This window comes from Paraburkholderia sp. SIMBA_053 (assembly GCF_046534895.1).
Classification (GTDB): Bacteria; Pseudomonadota; Gammaproteobacteria; order Burkholderiales; family Burkholderiaceae; genus Paraburkholderia; species Paraburkholderia caledonica.
The window spans coordinates 103374-119540 of record NZ_JAWRXU010000018.1 but is presented as its reverse complement, the minus strand read 5'-3'; the positions used below and the strand labels follow the sequence as shown (position 1 = coordinate 119540).

Here is a 16167-nt window from a genome sequence, read left to right as displayed (position 1 = left end):
ATGATAGTGCGGATTGCCCGTGTGAAAGTAGGTAATCGTCAGGCTCCCCAGCAGCATCAGAAACCCCACCCCACAAAGGTGGGGTTTCTGCGTTTACGCGGTGGTAAAACGTGGCGGTAAAACAGCGAGGCCACCTTACAGCCTCACTGCCTGCCGATCCGCAGTGCATCCGCGTAACCGGTCAGCTCCAGATAAGCCCGCCCGAGATCCACGCCATCGCGGCTCACGCGCACCGCGCCCTCCCAGTACACCGCGCCGGTAGACTGTCGCGAGTCCAGTTCCCGGACGTCCATCAGCGGATCTACGAGCACGCCAGCGCAACGTGCCATCCAAACTTCATCGATCTGTCGTATCGTTCCCCGCCAGAAAGCGCTGCGCCAGTCGCACCCAGTACGTGGAGCCGATAGGAAGCAAGTCATCGTTGAAGTCGTAGCTGGCGTTGTGCAGCATGCACGGGCCCGCACCGTGGCCCGCATCACGGTGGCCGCCGTCGCCGTTACCAAGAAACGCGTAACACCCTGGCTTCGCCAGCAACATGAAGGAAAAGTCCTCCGCACCCATCGTGGGCTCCACGGAATCGTCGACGTTCTCTGCACCGACGATTTCCTTCATAACGGCCGCAGCAAATCGCGCTTCGTCACCGCTGTTGATCGTGGGCGGGTAGTTCCGGTGAAAGTGCACTTCAGCCGAGCAATCGTAGGCCTCTGCCGTGCTTTCAACGATTTTGCGCATGCGCGCTTCGATCAAGTCGAGCGTTTCTGTCGTGAACGTGCGCACTGTGCCCGCGAGCCAGGCATCGTTAGGAACGACGTTGACCGCATCGCCGGCGTGAATCTGGGTGATCGAGAGCACGGCCGTATCAAGCGGCTTCTTGTTTCGCGTGATGATGCTCTGCAATCCGTTAGCGATCTGCACGGCGGTAAAGACCGGGTCACGGCCATTGTGCGGTAGCGCTGCGTGCGAGCCGACGCCTTTGATCTCGATACGAAACTCATTGCTGGAGGCCATAATCGGACCTTCAGTCACGCCAAATTTACCAGCAGGCATGCCTGGCCAGTTGTGAATGCCGAACACGGCGTCGACCGGAAATTTCTCGAATAATCCGTCGTCGATCATCGCTTGCGCACCCGCGCCGCCTTCTTCGGCAGGCTGGAAAATGAATACGATGGTGCCGTCGAACTCACCGTGTTTCGCAAGATGTCGCGCCGCGCCGAGCAGCATTGCTGTGTGGCCGTCATGGCCGCACGCGTGCATTTTCCCGTCGTTTTTCGATTTGTGTTCGAAGCTGTTCAGTTCCTGGATTGGCAACGCATCCATGTCGGCGCGCAGACCGACAGAACGTGTACTGTTTCCGCGTTTGAGGATGCCAACTACGCCTGTCTTTCCCAATCCACGGTGAGTTTCTATGCCCCATGACTCAAGCGTCTTGGCGACGAGATCAGCTGTCGCAGTCTCTTCGTAACGCAGTTCAGGGTGAGCATGGATCGTTCGTCGAAGACTCTGTATTTCTCCGTGAGCAGCTTGAATTTCGGGGATCAGTTTCATAATAGAGTGCCGATGCGCTTTAGCTTTTGACTTGCAAGGAATCGCTCGGGCGAGTTGCGCCCGGACGCAGTGCTAACGATTCTACGCCGAAGCCTTTTTGGCGGCAGCATGCAGGCAAGCGCCGACGGACGTAATAAAATCCGGCGTTACGCCACACTTCCCGTCCCCTGAATGGTTACCCCATGAACGCTCCGACTGAATTCGCTCGCGCAGTTTGCCCACACGACTGCCCCGACACCTGCGCGATGCGTGTGACAGTCGAGGCTGGTCGGGCGATTAAAGTGGTCGGCGACCCAGACCATCCGCCAACCCAAGGCGCGTTGTGTACCAAAGTCAGTCGGTATGCAGAGCGAGTTCACCATCCGCATCGTCTGACAACGCCGATGAAGCGCATTGGCCGCAAAGGCGAGGGGCATTTCGAACCCATCAGCTGGAGTGAGGCGTTTGAACTGGGCGCGAAGCATCTGTCGGAGATAGCGCAGCGGGCGCCCGAGGCGATCCTGCCATACAGCTACGCCGGCACCATGGGCCTGGTGCAAGGCGACAGCATCGCTCAACGTTTCTTTCATAAGCTCGGCGCATCGCAGCTGGATCGGACGATCTGCGCAGCGGCCGGTGCCGCGGGCTTGAAATATACGTACGGCGCGGGCATCGGCATGCTCACGGAGTTTTTCGACGAAAGCGAGGTCATCCTGATCTGGGGCTCGAATCCCATCGCGTCGAACCTGCACTTCTGGACGCGTGCGCAGCAGGCCAAGCGCCAAGGCGCCCGGCTCATTGCGATCGACCCGTATCGCTCGCTGACCGCCGAGAAGTGCCATCAACACATTGTGCTGAAACCCGGGACCGACGGCGCACTCGCTCTCGGCATGATGAACGTGCTGATCTCCGAAGATCTGCTCGATCACGCTTACATCGCGGCGCACACACTGGGCTTCGATGAGCTGAAAGCGCGGGCGCTCGGGTATTCGCCGTCACGCGTCGCCGAGATTTGCGGCATCGATGAGCAGGTTATCGTCGACCTGGCGCGCCTTTACGGCAGCACGAAAAAGGCTGCGATTCGCCTGAACTATGGTCTGCAAAGAGTGCGCGGCGGCGGCAATGCCGTGCGCGCGATTGCGTGCCTGCCGTCGCTGACCGGCGCGTGGCGCGAGCGGGCAGGCGGCGCCTTGTTGTCGTCGTCCGGGTGGGCGCCGGTCGACACGCATGCATTGCAGCGTCCCGACCTGATGCCCGGCTGGCCGACCAGGCCCAGCCGCGTAATCAATATGAACGCAATCGGCGACGCGTTGCTGCATCCGGGCGACGCGACATTCGGCCCGAAAATCGAGGCGATCATCGTCTATAACTCGAATCCTGTTGCCGTTGCACCTGATTCTGAACGCGTCGCTGCAGGATTCGCGCGCGAGGACCTCTTCACGATCGTGCTCGAGCACTTCCAGACCGACACCGCCGACTATGCGGATTTGCTCCTGCCGGCCACCACGCAACTGGAGCACCTCGACGTGCACAAGTCGTACGGCCACACGCACGTCATGGTGAACTTGCCGGCAATTCCTCCTGTAGGCGACGCACGTCCCAATACTGAAATCTTTCGCGGCCTCGCCCGGCAGATGGGGCTGGATGAGCCGTCGCTGTTCGAAAGCGACGAAACCGTTGCGCGCAGCGCCTTGCGTTGGCAAGACAAGACGCTCGAAGGCGTCGATTGGGAATCGCTCAAACGGGTCGGTTGGGCAAAGCTGAACCTCCCCGATGCGCCCTTTGCCGAAGGCGGCTTTCGCACGCCCTCGGGCAAGTGCGAGTTCTACAGTGAACGGCTCGCGCAGCAGGGGCTCGATCCGCTTCCGGATTACGTGCCGCCGTATGAATCCGCGGAGTCGGCGCCCGAACTCGCCGCTCGCTACCCGCTTGCGATGATCTCGCCGCCCGCGCGCAACTTCCTGAACAGCACCTTCGTCAACGTTGAAAGCCTGCGGTCTACCGAAGGTGAGCCGCATCTCGACATTCACCCGGCAGACGCGGGATCGCGGGATATCGTCGACGGTGACCAGGTGCGTATCTTCAACGACCGCGGCTCAATGCAGGCGCGCGCCCGTGTCACCGACCGGGCGCGTCAAGGCCTCGTGGTCGGCCTGTCGATCTGGTGGAAGAAACTGGCGCCCGATGGCCGCAACGCAAATCAGGTCACGAGCCAGGCGCTGACCGATCTCGGTGGATCCGCGACCTTCTACGACTGTCTGGTCCAGGTCGAGCGCGTCTGACGATCTTCTTCCACACAGCCAAGCCGCGCCGCCGAAGCCTCGGAAGGTTCGAGGCAGCAGTCTAACCACGCCGTCACTCGCCATTACCGCAGGGGTGCCCATGCTACGATGCGTTTTTAGCACGACCATTCGAAAATAAAGAAGGAGACGCTGCATGGATAAAATCTGGCTGAAATCTTACCCGCCCGGCGTTCCCGCAGAGATTGACCCAACCCGCTATTCGTCCGTTGCGGAACTGCTCGAAGAGGCGTTTCGCGAGCACCGCGACAAGCCTGCATTCGTCTGCATGGGAAAAGAGATCAGCTACGGCGAGCTGGACGCGCTTTCGCGCAAGCTGGCCGCCTGGTTTCAGTCGAAGGGTCTTGCGCGCGGCGCTCGCGTCGCGATCATGATGCCGAACGTGCTCCAGTATCCGGTGGCGATCGCAGCCATCTTGCGCGCGGGTTACGTGGTCGTGAACGTTAACCCGCTCTATACGCCGCGTGAGCTCGAGCATCAGTTGAAGGATAGCGGCGCGGAAGCAATCGTCTCGCTCGAAAACTTCGCGGTAACTTTGCAGGCAGTTGTGCGCAATACCGCGGTGAAGCATATCGTGGTCGCGGCAATGGGCGATCTGATGGGCGTCAAAGGCGCGGTTGTGAACTTCGTCGTGCGTCAGGTGAAGAAAATGGTGCCGGCCTGGAGTTTGCCGGGCCACGTCAAATTCAACACTGCAATTGCGGAAGGCGAGCGGCAGACTTTCAAACCCGTTCAGCAGGGCCCGGACGACGTCGCGTTCCTGCAGTACACCGGCGGCACCACAGGCGTGGCCAAGGGCGCGACACTGCTGCACCGGAATCTGATTGCCAACGTGCTGCAATCGGAAATCTGGCTCAACCCGGTTCGCACGGATCGTACGGACATCGAGCAGTTCATCACCGTTGTGGCGCTGCCGCTTTATCACGTCTTCGCGCTGACGGTGTGTGGGCTGCTGACCATTCGAACGGGCGGTTTGGGCGTTCTGATCCCGAACCCGCGTGATATCTCTGGGATGATCAAAGCCTTGCAAGGCTATGCGATCACGACGATCCCTGCAGTCAACACGCTGTACAACGCGCTGTTGAACAACCCGGACTTCCACAAGCTCGACTTTTCCAAACTGATCGCAGCCAACGGTGGTGGAATGGCGGTTCAGGAAGCGGTCGCGAAACGATGGTTCGAGAACACGCATACGCCCATTATCGAGGGCTATGGTTTGTCGGAGACGTCGCCGTGTGTGACTTGCAACCCGGTGACGATAACGGAATATAGCGGCACGATCGGTTTGCCGCTGCCGTCGACCGAAGTCTCGATTCGGGACGACGAGGGCAACGAGGTCCCACTTGGGCAGCCCGGCGAAATTTGCATTCGCGGCCCGCAGGTCATGGCCGGCTATTGGAACCGGCCAGACGAAACAGCCAAGGTCATGACGTCGGACGGCTTCTTCAGATCGGGCGATGTTGGCTTCATGAACGAGCAGGGCTTTGTGAAGATCGTCGACCGCAAGAAGGACATGATTCTGGTTTCGGGCTTCAACGTTTATCCGAACGAGATCGAGGACGTAGTGGCCAGGCTGCCCGGCGTGTTCGAGGTGGCTGCGGTCGGCGTTCCCGACCAGCATTCAGGTGAGGCCGTTAAGCTGTTCGTTGTCAGGAAGGATGACGCGCTCACCGACGCGGATATCTTCGCCTACTGCAAGCAGCAGCTGACTGGCTACAAGCGGCCGAAGATCGTCGAATTCCGCACCGAGCTACCGAAGAGCAATGTCGGCAAGATCTTGCGCCGCGAGCTACGCGACGGGCGTGCATGAACGTAAGGCACTAATGTAGATCAGGGGCTCTCAATGAGTTCCGGTAGCAAGACCAGAAAGCCCGACAGACGGACAGTCTGCCGGGCTTTTTGTTTGTGCTGTCGCAAACGCAAAGCCGGCAAGCATCGCGGCTCGCCGGACCCATAAAAAAAGGCGCCCGAAGGCGCCTTTGAGGCAAAACTGCGTATTTACGACTTATTAGAACTTGTGGCGGATGCCGACGCGAGCTGCGAGTTGGTTCTGGTTCTGCGAGCCCGACAGGCCGTTGATGCTTGCCGTTGCCCGAGCCACACCACCGGCAGCGGTCAGCGTGTCACCCAGAGCGTGCTGGTACACACCCATCACGTAGACGTCGGTACGCTTGGACAGGAAGTAGTCCACGCCAATCGCGCCTTGGTGGTACTGAGCGCGCGATGCACCTGCGATGTCCGCGCCGCGCGTGTAGTCGTATGCCGCGCCGACCAGCAATGCCGGGGTCAACTGGTACTTGAAGTTGATTTCAGCGTTGTTGAACGTAACCGACTGACCCTTGAACGGCGATGCAAACGAAGCGCCCAGGTTCGCGAAGCGGATGTTCGAGTACGTCAGGCCGACCGTTGCCGCGCCGAACGTGTATGCACCGCCTGCACCGATAACCTGGTACGTGTTAGCCGACGTGTAGCCAGCGTAGACCGGCGAAGCAGTCGCTGCGAAGGCAGCCGCAGTCGTCGTCGTGCCGCCGTTGTTGAACAGGCCGCCCGAAGCTGCCGGCGTACGTGCGTTCAAGTAACCGACGCCCAAGACCAGCGGACCGTTGTTGTAGCCAGCGCCCAACGACCAGATCTGGTTCGAAGTAACGTTGCCAGCAATGCCGCCGAAGCTGTACGTGCCGCCGAACTTCAGGCCGCCGTAATCCACGCTCGTGTACTTGACCGTGTTGTTCGTACGGTATGCGTTGTTGAAGTTGTCGATGTCGCCCGGGTGAGCAGCGATGTAGCCGCCCCACTGGTCGCCGGCTTCCAGCGGACCAACGTAGTCGACGACGGAGTCGTACTGGCGACCCAGCGTGACGGTGCCGAACTGGCTCGACAGACCGACGTATGCTTGACGACCGAACATCAGGCCGCCTTGACCCAGCTTGCCGTTGTTCACGTCAAAGCCGTTTTCCAACACGAACAGCGCCTTCAGACCGCCGCCCAGATCTTCCGTGCCGCGCAGGCCGAAACGCGAGCCTTGCATAACACCGCTGGACAGGTTGTACAGGTGCTTGCCACCAGCGTTGGTGTTGATGTTGAAGCCTTCGTCAATGATACCGTACAGGGTCACGCTGCTCTGAGCATGTGCGACGCCTGCGAATGCGCCCAGTGCTGCGAGAGCGAGAAGCGACTTTTTCATCGAATGATCTCCAAGGATTACGAATCTTTTGTACAAGGCGAATATTTATGTAGCGTTGAGGCCTTGCTTGTCCAACTTCGCGAGAAGTTGCACGTAATGTAACAAAACGGCTACATGGCACAAAGAAAAAGGACGGCGTCCGGAAGGCTCCTGTTTCGTTTACGCAACATGATCTAAAATTGAAATTTTGATGTCTCCGAAGGCCGAATCCGGCCTCGCCGGAGACTGCGTTTTTCTCCGCAAAGGCTTGCTGCATGGGCAGCGCAGAGTGGGGAGCCGGTTGTGAAATCAGGGAGTGCCGAATGTTTCTGGACGAGTTGATTACTGAATTTGATCGGGGTTTACGCTCAATGACTGGCGTCTCGCGCATGAGTCGTCCGTTGCCGGTTCCGCAAGAATCGGCTGCACACGCAGAGGTGCCCGAACTGTCGCCGGCCGAGCGCGCCCACTCCGCAGGTCTCATGCGCGTGAACCACGTGGGCGAAGTCTGCGCACAGGCGCTCTACCAGGCGCAGAAGCTCGCGACGAGGTCGCCATCGCTGCGGACCGTGTTCGATCGGGCCGCCGTCGAAGAAGAAGATCACCTCGCATGGACGGCCAAGCGTCTCGATGCACTGGACTCGCGCCCGAGTCTGCTGAATCCGGTCTGGTATGCAGGCGCCCTCGCTATCGGCCTTGCAGCTGGACGTCTGGGCGACCGCGTCAGTCTCGGCTTCATGGCGGAGACGGAGCGCCAGGTCGAACAGCATCTGGATAGCCACATGGACCGTTTGCCTGCCGCCGACCGTGAGTCGCGCGCCATTGTCGACCAGATGCGGGCCGATGAGGCCGAGCACGGCAAGGCCGCCATGGACGCTGGCGGCATCGAGCTGCCATTCCCGGCGCGCGCGTTGATGCGTGCAATGTCCAAAGTGATGACCCGTACCGCCTACTACATATAAGAGACAGCAGACGTCGGTTTTCTCCCCGCAACCGCCTCAAATTACCGTAAGTGGGACGACGCCCAAGGCGTCGTCCGTGCTCGATCCCCGAATCCCCGCCTCACACCTTCCAGCCGCCTGCCGCGATCGCTTACGGTCCGCGCCTTTCCCTCGTACTTTTCACGTATCACCTTCAGAAGCCGCAGTAGCTCTTTCATTTATAACGATTTTCCGTGTTATGTCTGACATGAACGAGTCGCGCTAAGTCCTTGTTCTAACAAACAAATTTCGCTGAAAAACCGTCCGTCTCCCTTGACCCCCGTTTAGCGTTCCTCTAAAGTGGGAGACAGTGTGAGAAAGTGTATTTTTGTGTGATCTGACACGCGGTTTCGGGTAGATTTTTACGAATCGGGCAGCCGGCGCAAAAGCGCCGGTCAAGAGGGAGAGCTAAGTGTTCCAAGGGGCGTCGGCGCTGACTCTCGATGCGAAAGGACGGATGTCAATTCCGTCCCGCTATCGGGATGCGCTGCAAACACAGGCAGAGGGCCGGGTGACGATCACCAAGCACCCGGACGGCTGCCTGTTGCTCTTTCCGCGCCCGGAATGGGAAATCTTCCGCGACAAAGTCGACAAGCTGCCCATGAACGCCGCCTGGTGGAAGCGCATTTTTCTCGGCAACGCAATGGACGTGGACATGGACGGCGCGGGCCGCGTGCTCGTGTCGCCCGAATTGCGCGCGGCCGGCACGCTGGAAAAAGAAGTGACGCTGCTCGGCATGGGCCGCCACTTCGAGTTGTGGGACGCACAGATTTACGCCGCGAAGGAACAGGCGGCGATCGCCGAGGGCATGCCCGAAGCGTTAAAGAATTTCACGTTCTGATCGCGGCGTACATATATGGCATCTGCGATGAGAAACGAATTGCAGCATCGCACGGTGCTGCTGGAAGAAGCGGTCAACGCGCTGGTCACCCGCGCGGACGGCGTTTATGTGGACGGCACGTTTGGGCGTGGCGGTCACAGCCGGCTGGTGCTGGAAAAGCTGAGCGAGTCGGGGCGTCTGATCGCTTTCGACAAAGACCCGCTCGCGATCACCACGGCGCAGCAGATCGCCGATCCGCGCTTTGGCATCGTGCATGAGAGTTTTGCTTCACTGCGCACCGCGATTGCGGAGCGCGGGATTGAACGGGTGTCGGGCGTTTTGCTGGATCTGGGCGTGTCGTCGCCGCAAGTCGACGATCCGGAGCGGGGTTTCAGTTTCCGCGCCGACGGCCCGCTCGACATGCGGATGGACCCGACGCGCGGCGAATCTGCCGCTGAATGGCTGGCGCGGGCCACGGTGCAGGAACTGACGGAGGTGATACGAGATTATGGGGAAGAACGGTTTGCTTTTCAGATTGCAAAGGCGCTTGTTGCTCGCCGGGCAGAGTCCGACCGTCTTGGGCCTCTCGTCAGCACGGGCGAGCTTGCCCAAATCGTGGCTAACGTCGTCAAAACCCGTGAGAAGGGCAAGGATCCGGCAACCCGCACCTTTCAGGCTATACGGATTCACATCAATCAAGAGCTTGCGGAGCTGCAAGTCGTTTTAGAAGCAGCGTTAGCGCTGCTGGAGCAAGGGGGGCGGCTGGTGGTCATCAGCTTTCATTCGCTCGAGGACCGGATCGTCAAGCGATTCATGCAGGCGCACGCAAGTACGCCTACGGTGGATCGTCGCCTGCCGATTCGCGCCGTCGACCTGCCGAGTCCCCCGCTCAAAATCATCGGCCGTGTGTTTGCAAGCGACGCTGAAGTCGCCGCCAACCCGCGCGCCCGTTCTGCCGTGATGCGCGTGGCGGAGCGAATCGCACCATGAATCGTCTCAACATTTTCCTGCTGATGATCGTGATGGGCTGTGCCTTGTCTGTCGTCAACGCAACCAATCAGCAGCGCCAGATCTTCATCCAGTTGCAGCGTGCGCAATCTCAGGAGCGCCAGCTGCAACAGGACTATTCGCAACTTCAATATCAGCAGAGCGCGCTGTCGAAAACGTCGCGCATCGAGCAGATCGCCACCGCGTCGCTAAAAATGCAATCGGTCACGACCGGCCGCACGCAATATCTGACGCTCGATCCGGGCTCGGCGAAGGCTGAAGACGCGCCGATCCCGACTTCCGGTCCGGCGTCCGCGCCTGCAACGAGCCGCAGCGGAGGCGTGCGATGAAAAAATCGTCGGCTCGCAAGAGCGTCGCCTTCTCGGCGAACCCGATCCTGTCGGTGCGCCTGCCTATGTGGCGCTCCAAGCTCGTCGTGTTCCTGCTTTTCATGGCGTTCGTCGCGCTGACCGCGCGCGCCTTCTGGATTCAGGGCCCCGGTAACGCGTTCTATCTGAAGCAGGGCGAAATCCGTTATCAGCGCCGGCTGGAACTGCCCGCCACGCGCGGCAAGATTCTCGACCGCAACGGTCTCGTGCTGGCTACGAGCCTGCCGGTGCGCGCGATCTGGGCAATTCCGGAATCGGTGCCGGACGATCTCGGCGCGGAAAAGCTGGGCGCGCTCGGCAAACTGCTCGGCATGACCGATAAGGAATTGCGCAGGAAGCTCTCGGAAGACAAGAACTTCGTGTACGTCAAACGTCAGGTGCCTGTCGACATCGCCGAAAAGGTGAAGGCGCTGGACATCCCCGGCATTTACGCGCGCGACGAGTACAAGCGTTTCTATCCGGAAGGCGAGATCACCGCTCACCTGATCGGCTTCACCAACGTCGAAGACGAAGGCCAGGAAGGCGTCGAACTCGGCGATCAGAAGCTGCTGGCGGGCATGTCGGGCAGCCGCCGCGTGATCAAGGACCGCATGGGCCACATCATCGAGGACGTGGACGAGCAGGTCGTGCCGCACAACGGCCAGGACGTGGATCTGTCGATCGACAGCAAGATCCAGTACATCGCGTACACGAACCTGAAAGCGGCCGTCGAAAAATTCAAGGCGAAGGCCGGCGCGGCAATGGTGATCGACGTGCGGACCGGCGAAGTGCTGGCGCTCGTCAATTACCCGACCTACAACCCGAACGACCGGTCGCACATGACCGGCGACCAGTTGCGCAATCGCATCCTGACCGATACGTTCGAGCCGGGCTCGATCATGAAACCGTTCACGGTGTCGCTCGCGCTAGATCTGCACCGCGTCTCGCCGACTACACTGGTTGATACAGGCGGCGGCCGCTTCGTGCTTGACGGTGCGCCGATTACCGACGACAGCGCGTTCGGTGTCCTGACCGTCGGCGGCGTGATCCAGAAGTCGAGCAACATCGGCGCGACGAAGATTGCGATGCAGCTCAAGCCCGAAGAGATGTGGAATATGTACACGAGCATCGGTCTCGGTCAGGCGCCGAAGGTCGGTTTCCCCGGCGCGGCGGCGGGACGTCTGCGTCCGTGGAAAAGCTGGCGCCGTATCGAGCAGGCGACCATGTCGTACGGCTATGGCCTGTCGGTGTCGCTGTTCCAGTTGGGGCGCGCATATTCGGCCATCGCGCACGACGGTCAGATCATGCCGGTGTCGATTTTCCGCACGCCTGGCGACCAGCCGGCAACGGGTCCGCAGATCTTCTCGCCGACCACCGCCCGTGAAGTACGCGCGATGCTCGAAACGGTCGTCTCGCCGGGCGGCACGTCGCCGGATGCGGCGGTGCCGGGTTATCGCGTCGGCGGCAAGAGCGGTACGGCGTATAAACACGGTCCGCATGGTTACGACCACTCGAAATATCGCGCGTCGTTCGTCGGCATGGCGCCCATGCCGAACCCGCGTATCGTCGTCGCGGTATCGGTCGACGAGCCGACCGCGGGTAGCCACTTCGGTGGTCAGGTGTCCGGGCCCGTGTTCTCGGGCATCGTCGGCGATACGTTGCGTTCGCTGAACGTGCCGCCGCAAATGCCGGTCAAGCAGATGGTGGTATCGGACGATTCCGCGTCTGCCGCACCGTCCGCAACGCCAGCGCCGTCTGCTGCGAAAAAGATCTCGACCAGCGCCGGCGCAAAGAAGATGACGATTTCCGCGAACGCGAAGAGCCATCCGGGAGTCGTTCGATGAGCGCGCTGCGCAACAATCATCCGGCGCATCGGGAGATCGCCGAAGCGCTGGGCTGGCTGCGCGCACGCGTGCAGCCGGGCGCGCATCTGCACGCCGACACGCGTTCGCTCGCCGCCGGCGACGCATTCTTCGCCTACGCAGTGGATGGCGCGGACAACCGTCCGTTCATCGACAGTGCAATTGAACGCGGTGCTGCCGCCGTGCTCGTTCAGGCCGAAGGATTCAACGGCGCGATCGATGCATCTACGACGCTTGCGGTGCCGGCGTTGAACGACCTCGCCGGTTCAATCGCGAGTGCCTGGTACAACGATCCGAGCGACAGCATGCTGACGGTCGGCGTGACGGGCACGAACGGCAAGACTTCGTGCAGTCAGTGGATTTCGGCGGCGCTCACCGCGCTCGGCACACGTTGCGCGACTATCGGCACGCTTGGCACTGGTCTGCCGGGACAATTGGTGCACACCGGCTTCACGACACCCGACGCGCCGCAATTGCAGCGCAGCCTTGCGCAATTGCGCGACGCCGGCGCGCGCGCAGTGGCGATGGAAGTGTCGTCGCATGCGCTGCACCAGGGGCGCGTGAACGGCACGGCGTTCGACATCGCCGTGTTCACGAATCTCACGCAAGACCACCTCGACTATCACCGCACTTTCGAAGCGTATGAAGCGGCGAAGGCGCGTCTTTTCGCGTGGCCTGAACTGCGTGCGGCGGTGATTAATCACGACGACGCGGCCGGCCGCCGTCTGCTAGTCAGCACTCGATGTCACGCGCGCACCATCGCTTACGGCCTCGACTCCGCGCAGAACGACGCTTCGCAAAGTGCAGGGCTAAGCGCGCCGCAAGCGGACGCGTGGTTGCTCGCGTCGAACGTGCGCGCCACCGCAACCGGCACCGCGTTCCATCTGAACACGTCCGACTGGGGCAAGGCCGACGTCGAAGTACAAACGCTCGGCGTGTTCAACGTGAGCAATCTGCTCGGCGTGCTCGGCGCATTGCTTGCCGCCGACGTGCCGTTCGACGCCGCGCTTGCCCAACTCGCGAAGCTCGAATCGGTGAACGGCCGCATGGAACGCCTCGGCGGCCGCTTGCAGAACGACGAGCCGCTCGTCGTGATCGACTACGCGCACACGCCAGACGCGCTTGAAAAAACGCTGGAAGCGCTACGCCCGATGGCCACCGCGCGCGGCGGCGAACTGATTTGCATGTTCGGCTGCGGCGGCGACCGTGACGCGACCAAGCGTCCGCTGATGGGCGCAATCGCCGAGAAGATCGCGGACGGCGTCGTAGTCACGAGCGACAACCCGCGCAGCGAAGATCCGCAATCGATCATCGAGCAGATCGCAGCGGGAATGAAAGACGCGTCGAAAGCGCGCCGCATTGAAGACCGCGCGAGCGCGATCCTTCAGGCGATCCGCAGCGCCGCGCGGGAAGACGTCATCGTGCTGGCTGGAAAAGGGCACGAAGCCACACAGGAAATCATGGGCAAGAAGCGCGCTTTCTCCGATCAGGACCACGCCCGTCTCGCGCTCGCAGCGCGGGCGACGCAGGCACGCGGAGGTGGCGAATGAGCGGGCAAGGAAATGCAATGTTCTCGCTGCGTGAAGCCGCGGCGCTGATTCCCGGCGCGACCGTGATCGGCGACGACAGCGTCACCTTCGAACGCGTGTCGACCGATAGCCGCAGCGCGGGTCCGGGCGATCTCTTCGTCGCGATCAAGGGCGAGCGTTTCGACGCGCACGACTTTCTCGGCGACGTTGCAGCGCGCAACGTGACGGCGGCGCTCGTTTCGCGCACGCCGCAAGACTGGAGCGTGCCGGCGCTGCGCGTGACCGATACGCGCGTCGGTTTGGGCGCGCTGGCTCGCGGCTGGCGTCGCAAGTTCGGCATGCCGCTCGTCGCCGTGACGGGCAGCAATGGCAAGACCACGGTCAAAGAAATGATCGCGTCGATCTTCGCCGCCGCCGTCGGCGCGGATGCGCGGCTCGCGACCGCCGGCAACTTCAACAACGATATTGGCCTGCCGCTCACGCTGTTCCGTCTGAATGCGGCGCATCGGCTGGCCGTGGTCGAACTCGGCATGAATCATCCCGGCGAAACGTCGTTGCTCGCGAAGATCGCCGAGCCGACGGTTGCGGTCGTGAACAACGCGCAGCGCGAGCATCAGGAATTCATGGCGACCGTCGAGGCGGTTGCGCTCGAGCATGCCAGCGTGATTCATGCGCTGAATCCGGACGGCGTCGCCGTGTTCCCGGCGGACGACGCTTTCGCCAGCATCTGGCGCGTGGCCGCCACCGGCAACCGGATCGTCGACTTCGCGCTGAACAGCGACGAACGCACGACCGAAGCCGCCGTCACCGGCAGGTTCGACGGCAAGCTGCTCAGCGTCGACACACCGCAAGGCCATGTCGAAATCACGCTGCAAGTGCTCGGCAATCACAACGCGCACAACGCATTGGCCGCGACATCGGCCGCCCTCGCCGCGGGCGTTTCGCTCGATGCGATCAAGCGCGGCCTCGAATCGTTCGGCGCGGTGAAAGGCCGCTTGCAGGTCAAGCATGCCGCGCTCGGCACGCTAGCCGGCGCAACGGTGATCGACGACACGTACAACGCGAATCCCGATTCGATGCGCGCCGCGATCGACGTCCTCGCGTCGCACGCTTCGCCGCGTGTGCTCGTCATGGGCGACATGGGCGAAGTCGGCGACAACGGTCCCGAGTTCCACCGCGAAATCGGCGCATACGCGAAGGAACGCGGTATCGACGCGCTGTACGCAATGGGCGACGCCTCGCGCGACGCCTGCACGGCGTATGGCGCGGGCGCGCATCACGTGGCCGACATCGGCACGCTGGTCGCGCAATTGCAGCAGGCCGGCTTCGGCGCCGCTGCAACGCTTCTCGTGAAAGGCTCGCGCTTCATGCAGATGGAGCGCGTGGTGGACGCCGTTACGAGTCCACAACCCAACGCAGCGGGCAATACGCCCGCCGCACACTGAAATAGAAGGACCGAAGCATGCTACTGGCGCTGGCGCAATGGCTGCAGAATGACGCAAGCTTCTTGCGCGTGTTCAGTTATCTCACTTTCCGCGCGGTGATGGCGACCATCACCGCGCTGCTGATCGGGCTCGTCTGCGGCCCGGCGGTGATTCGCAAGCTGACCGCCATGAAGGTCGGTCAGGCTGTTCGTAAAGACGGTCCGCAAACGCACCTCGTGAAATCCGGCACGCCGACCATGGGCGGTGTGCTGATTCTGCTCGGCATCGCCGTGGCCACGTTGTTGTGGGCGGACCTGACCAATCGCTTCATCTGGATCGTGATTCTGGTTACGTTCGGCTTCGGCGTGATCGGTTGGGTCGACGATTACCGCAAGGTCGTCTACAAGGACCCGCGCGGCATGTCGTCGCGCGAAAAGTATTTCTGGCAGTCGGTGATCGGTCTGTTCGCCGCGGTGTACCTCGCGTTCAGCGTGTCGGAGGCGAGCAACGTGCGCGTGTTCGACCTGTTCATGGCGTGGGTGCGCAGCGGCTTGTCGATGGGTTTGCCCGCGCGTGCCGACCTGATGTTGCCGTTCGTCAAATCGATCAGCTATCCGCTCGGCGTGTGGGGCTTCATCGTCCTGACGTATCTGGTCATCGTCGGCGCGAGTAATGCGGTCAATCTCACTGATGGTCTCGACGGCCTCGTCATCATGCCGGTCGTGTTGGTCGGCGCGTCGCTCGGCGTGTTCGCTTACGTGATGGGCAGCTCGGTCTACTCGAAATACCTGTTGTTTCCGCATATCGCCGGCGCGGGCGAATTACTGATTTTCTGCTCGGCAATGGGCGGCGCGGGGCTCGCGTTCCTGTGGTTCAACACGCATCCGGCGCAAATGTTCATGGGCGATGTGGGCGCGCTCGCGCTCGGCGGCGCCCTCGGCACGGTCGCGGTGATCGTGCGCCAGGAAATCGTGCTTTTCATCATGGGCGGCATTTTCGTCGCGGAAACGCTTTCCGTGATGTTGCAGGTGGCGTGGTTCAAATTCACCAAGCGGCGTTTCGGCGAAGGCCGGCGTCTCTTCAAGATGGCGCCGCTGCATCACCACTTCGAATTGTCGGGTTGGAAGGAGACGCAAGTGGTCGTGCGCTTCTGGATCATCACGTTGATGTTGTGTCTGTTCGGATTGTCCACGCTCAAGTTGCGTTAAGC

General features: G+C 61.5%; 12 protein-coding genes and 1 pseudogene. 10 read left to right on the top strand and 3 right to left on the bottom strand.

Annotated elements, in window-relative coordinates; translation table 11 throughout:
* Nucleotides 1-143: 143 nt before the first annotated feature.
* Both SB753_RS31610 and SB753_RS31605 read right to left on the bottom strand, forming a co-directional pair.
* Nucleotides 144-305, bottom strand: a pseudogene (locus SB753_RS31610) (lipocalin family protein); the annotation flags it as partial.
* A gap of 31 nt (nucleotides 306-336) precedes the next feature.
* Nucleotides 337-1545 carry a M20 aminoacylase family protein gene (locus tag SB753_RS31605; protein WP_410803749.1) on the bottom strand — a complete coding sequence of 403 codons (1209 nt, stop codon included), beginning with the start codon at nucleotides 1543-1545 and terminating at the stop codon, nucleotides 337-339.
* Nucleotides 1546-1727: 182 nt separating this feature from the next.
* Here SB753_RS31605 and SB753_RS31600 point away from each other — a divergent pair, with 182 nt between their 5' ends.
* On the top strand, nucleotides 1728-3806 hold the full coding sequence (locus SB753_RS31600; RefSeq protein ID WP_410803747.1) for a molybdopterin-dependent oxidoreductase: 2079 nt from the start codon (nucleotides 1728-1730) through the stop codon (nucleotides 3804-3806).
* A 154-nt stretch (nucleotides 3807-3960) separates the two neighbouring features.
* On the top strand, nucleotides 3961-5634 hold the full coding sequence (locus SB753_RS31595) for a long-chain fatty acid--CoA ligase (protein ID WP_410803745.1): 1674 nt from the start codon (nucleotides 3961-3963) through the stop codon (nucleotides 5632-5634).
* A gap of 198 nt (nucleotides 5635-5832) precedes the next feature.
* On the opposite strand, the gene SB753_RS31590 is transcribed toward SB753_RS31595, so the two are convergent.
* A complete protein-coding gene (locus SB753_RS31590; protein ID WP_087751755.1) occupies nucleotides 5833-7008 on the bottom strand; it encodes a porin in 1176 nt (391 codons plus the stop codon).
* A gap of 302 nt (nucleotides 7009-7310) precedes the next feature.
* Between SB753_RS31590 and coq7 the strand changes: the two genes are divergently transcribed.
* From coq7 to mraY, 8 genes are all read left to right on the top strand, one after another.
* Nucleotides 7311-7949, top strand: a complete 639-nt coding sequence (gene coq7, locus SB753_RS31585; protein WP_408174622.1) for a 2-polyprenyl-3-methyl-6-methoxy-1,4-benzoquinone monooxygenase — start codon at nucleotides 7311-7313, stop codon at nucleotides 7947-7949.
* Nucleotides 7950-8379: 430 nt separating this feature from the next.
* The gene (mraZ, locus tag SB753_RS31580; RefSeq protein ID WP_027802334.1) at nucleotides 8380-8808 is read left to right on the top strand and encodes a division/cell wall cluster transcriptional repressor MraZ; all 429 of its coding nucleotides are present in this window, start codon (nucleotides 8380-8382) and stop codon (nucleotides 8806-8808) included.
* Between the two features lie 15 nt (nucleotides 8809-8823).
* Complete coding sequence (gene rsmH, locus SB753_RS31575) at nucleotides 8824-9777, top strand: 16S rRNA (cytosine(1402)-N(4))-methyltransferase RsmH (protein ID WP_410803742.1); 954 nt, start codon at nucleotides 8824-8826, stop codon at nucleotides 9775-9777.
* Entirely contained in the window at nucleotides 9774-10124 is a 351-nt protein-coding gene (gene ftsL / locus SB753_RS31570; protein ID WP_020071213.1) for a cell division protein FtsL, read from the top strand. The genes rsmH and ftsL overlap by 4 nt, the downstream gene beginning before the upstream one ends.
* The gene (locus SB753_RS31565; RefSeq protein ID WP_088175768.1) at nucleotides 10121-11986 is read left to right on the top strand and encodes a peptidoglycan D,D-transpeptidase FtsI family protein; all 1866 of its coding nucleotides are present in this window, start codon (nucleotides 10121-10123) and stop codon (nucleotides 11984-11986) included. Before ftsL ends, SB753_RS31565 begins: the two co-directional genes overlap by 4 nt.
* A complete protein-coding gene (locus SB753_RS31560) occupies nucleotides 11983-13554 on the top strand; it encodes a UDP-N-acetylmuramoyl-L-alanyl-D-glutamate--2,6-diaminopimelate ligase (RefSeq protein WP_410803739.1) in 1572 nt (523 codons plus the stop codon). Before SB753_RS31565 ends, SB753_RS31560 begins: the two co-directional genes overlap by 4 nt.
* On the top strand, nucleotides 13551-14978 hold the full coding sequence (locus SB753_RS31555) for a UDP-N-acetylmuramoyl-tripeptide--D-alanyl-D-alanine ligase (RefSeq protein WP_410803738.1): 1428 nt from the start codon (nucleotides 13551-13553) through the stop codon (nucleotides 14976-14978). The genes SB753_RS31560 and SB753_RS31555 overlap by 4 nt, the downstream gene beginning before the upstream one ends.
* 17 nt (nucleotides 14979-14995) lie before the next feature.
* A complete protein-coding gene (gene mraY / locus SB753_RS31550) occupies nucleotides 14996-16165 on the top strand; it encodes a phospho-N-acetylmuramoyl-pentapeptide-transferase (RefSeq protein WP_020071217.1) in 1170 nt (389 codons plus the stop codon).
* Nucleotides 16166-16167: the final 2 nt, after the last annotated feature.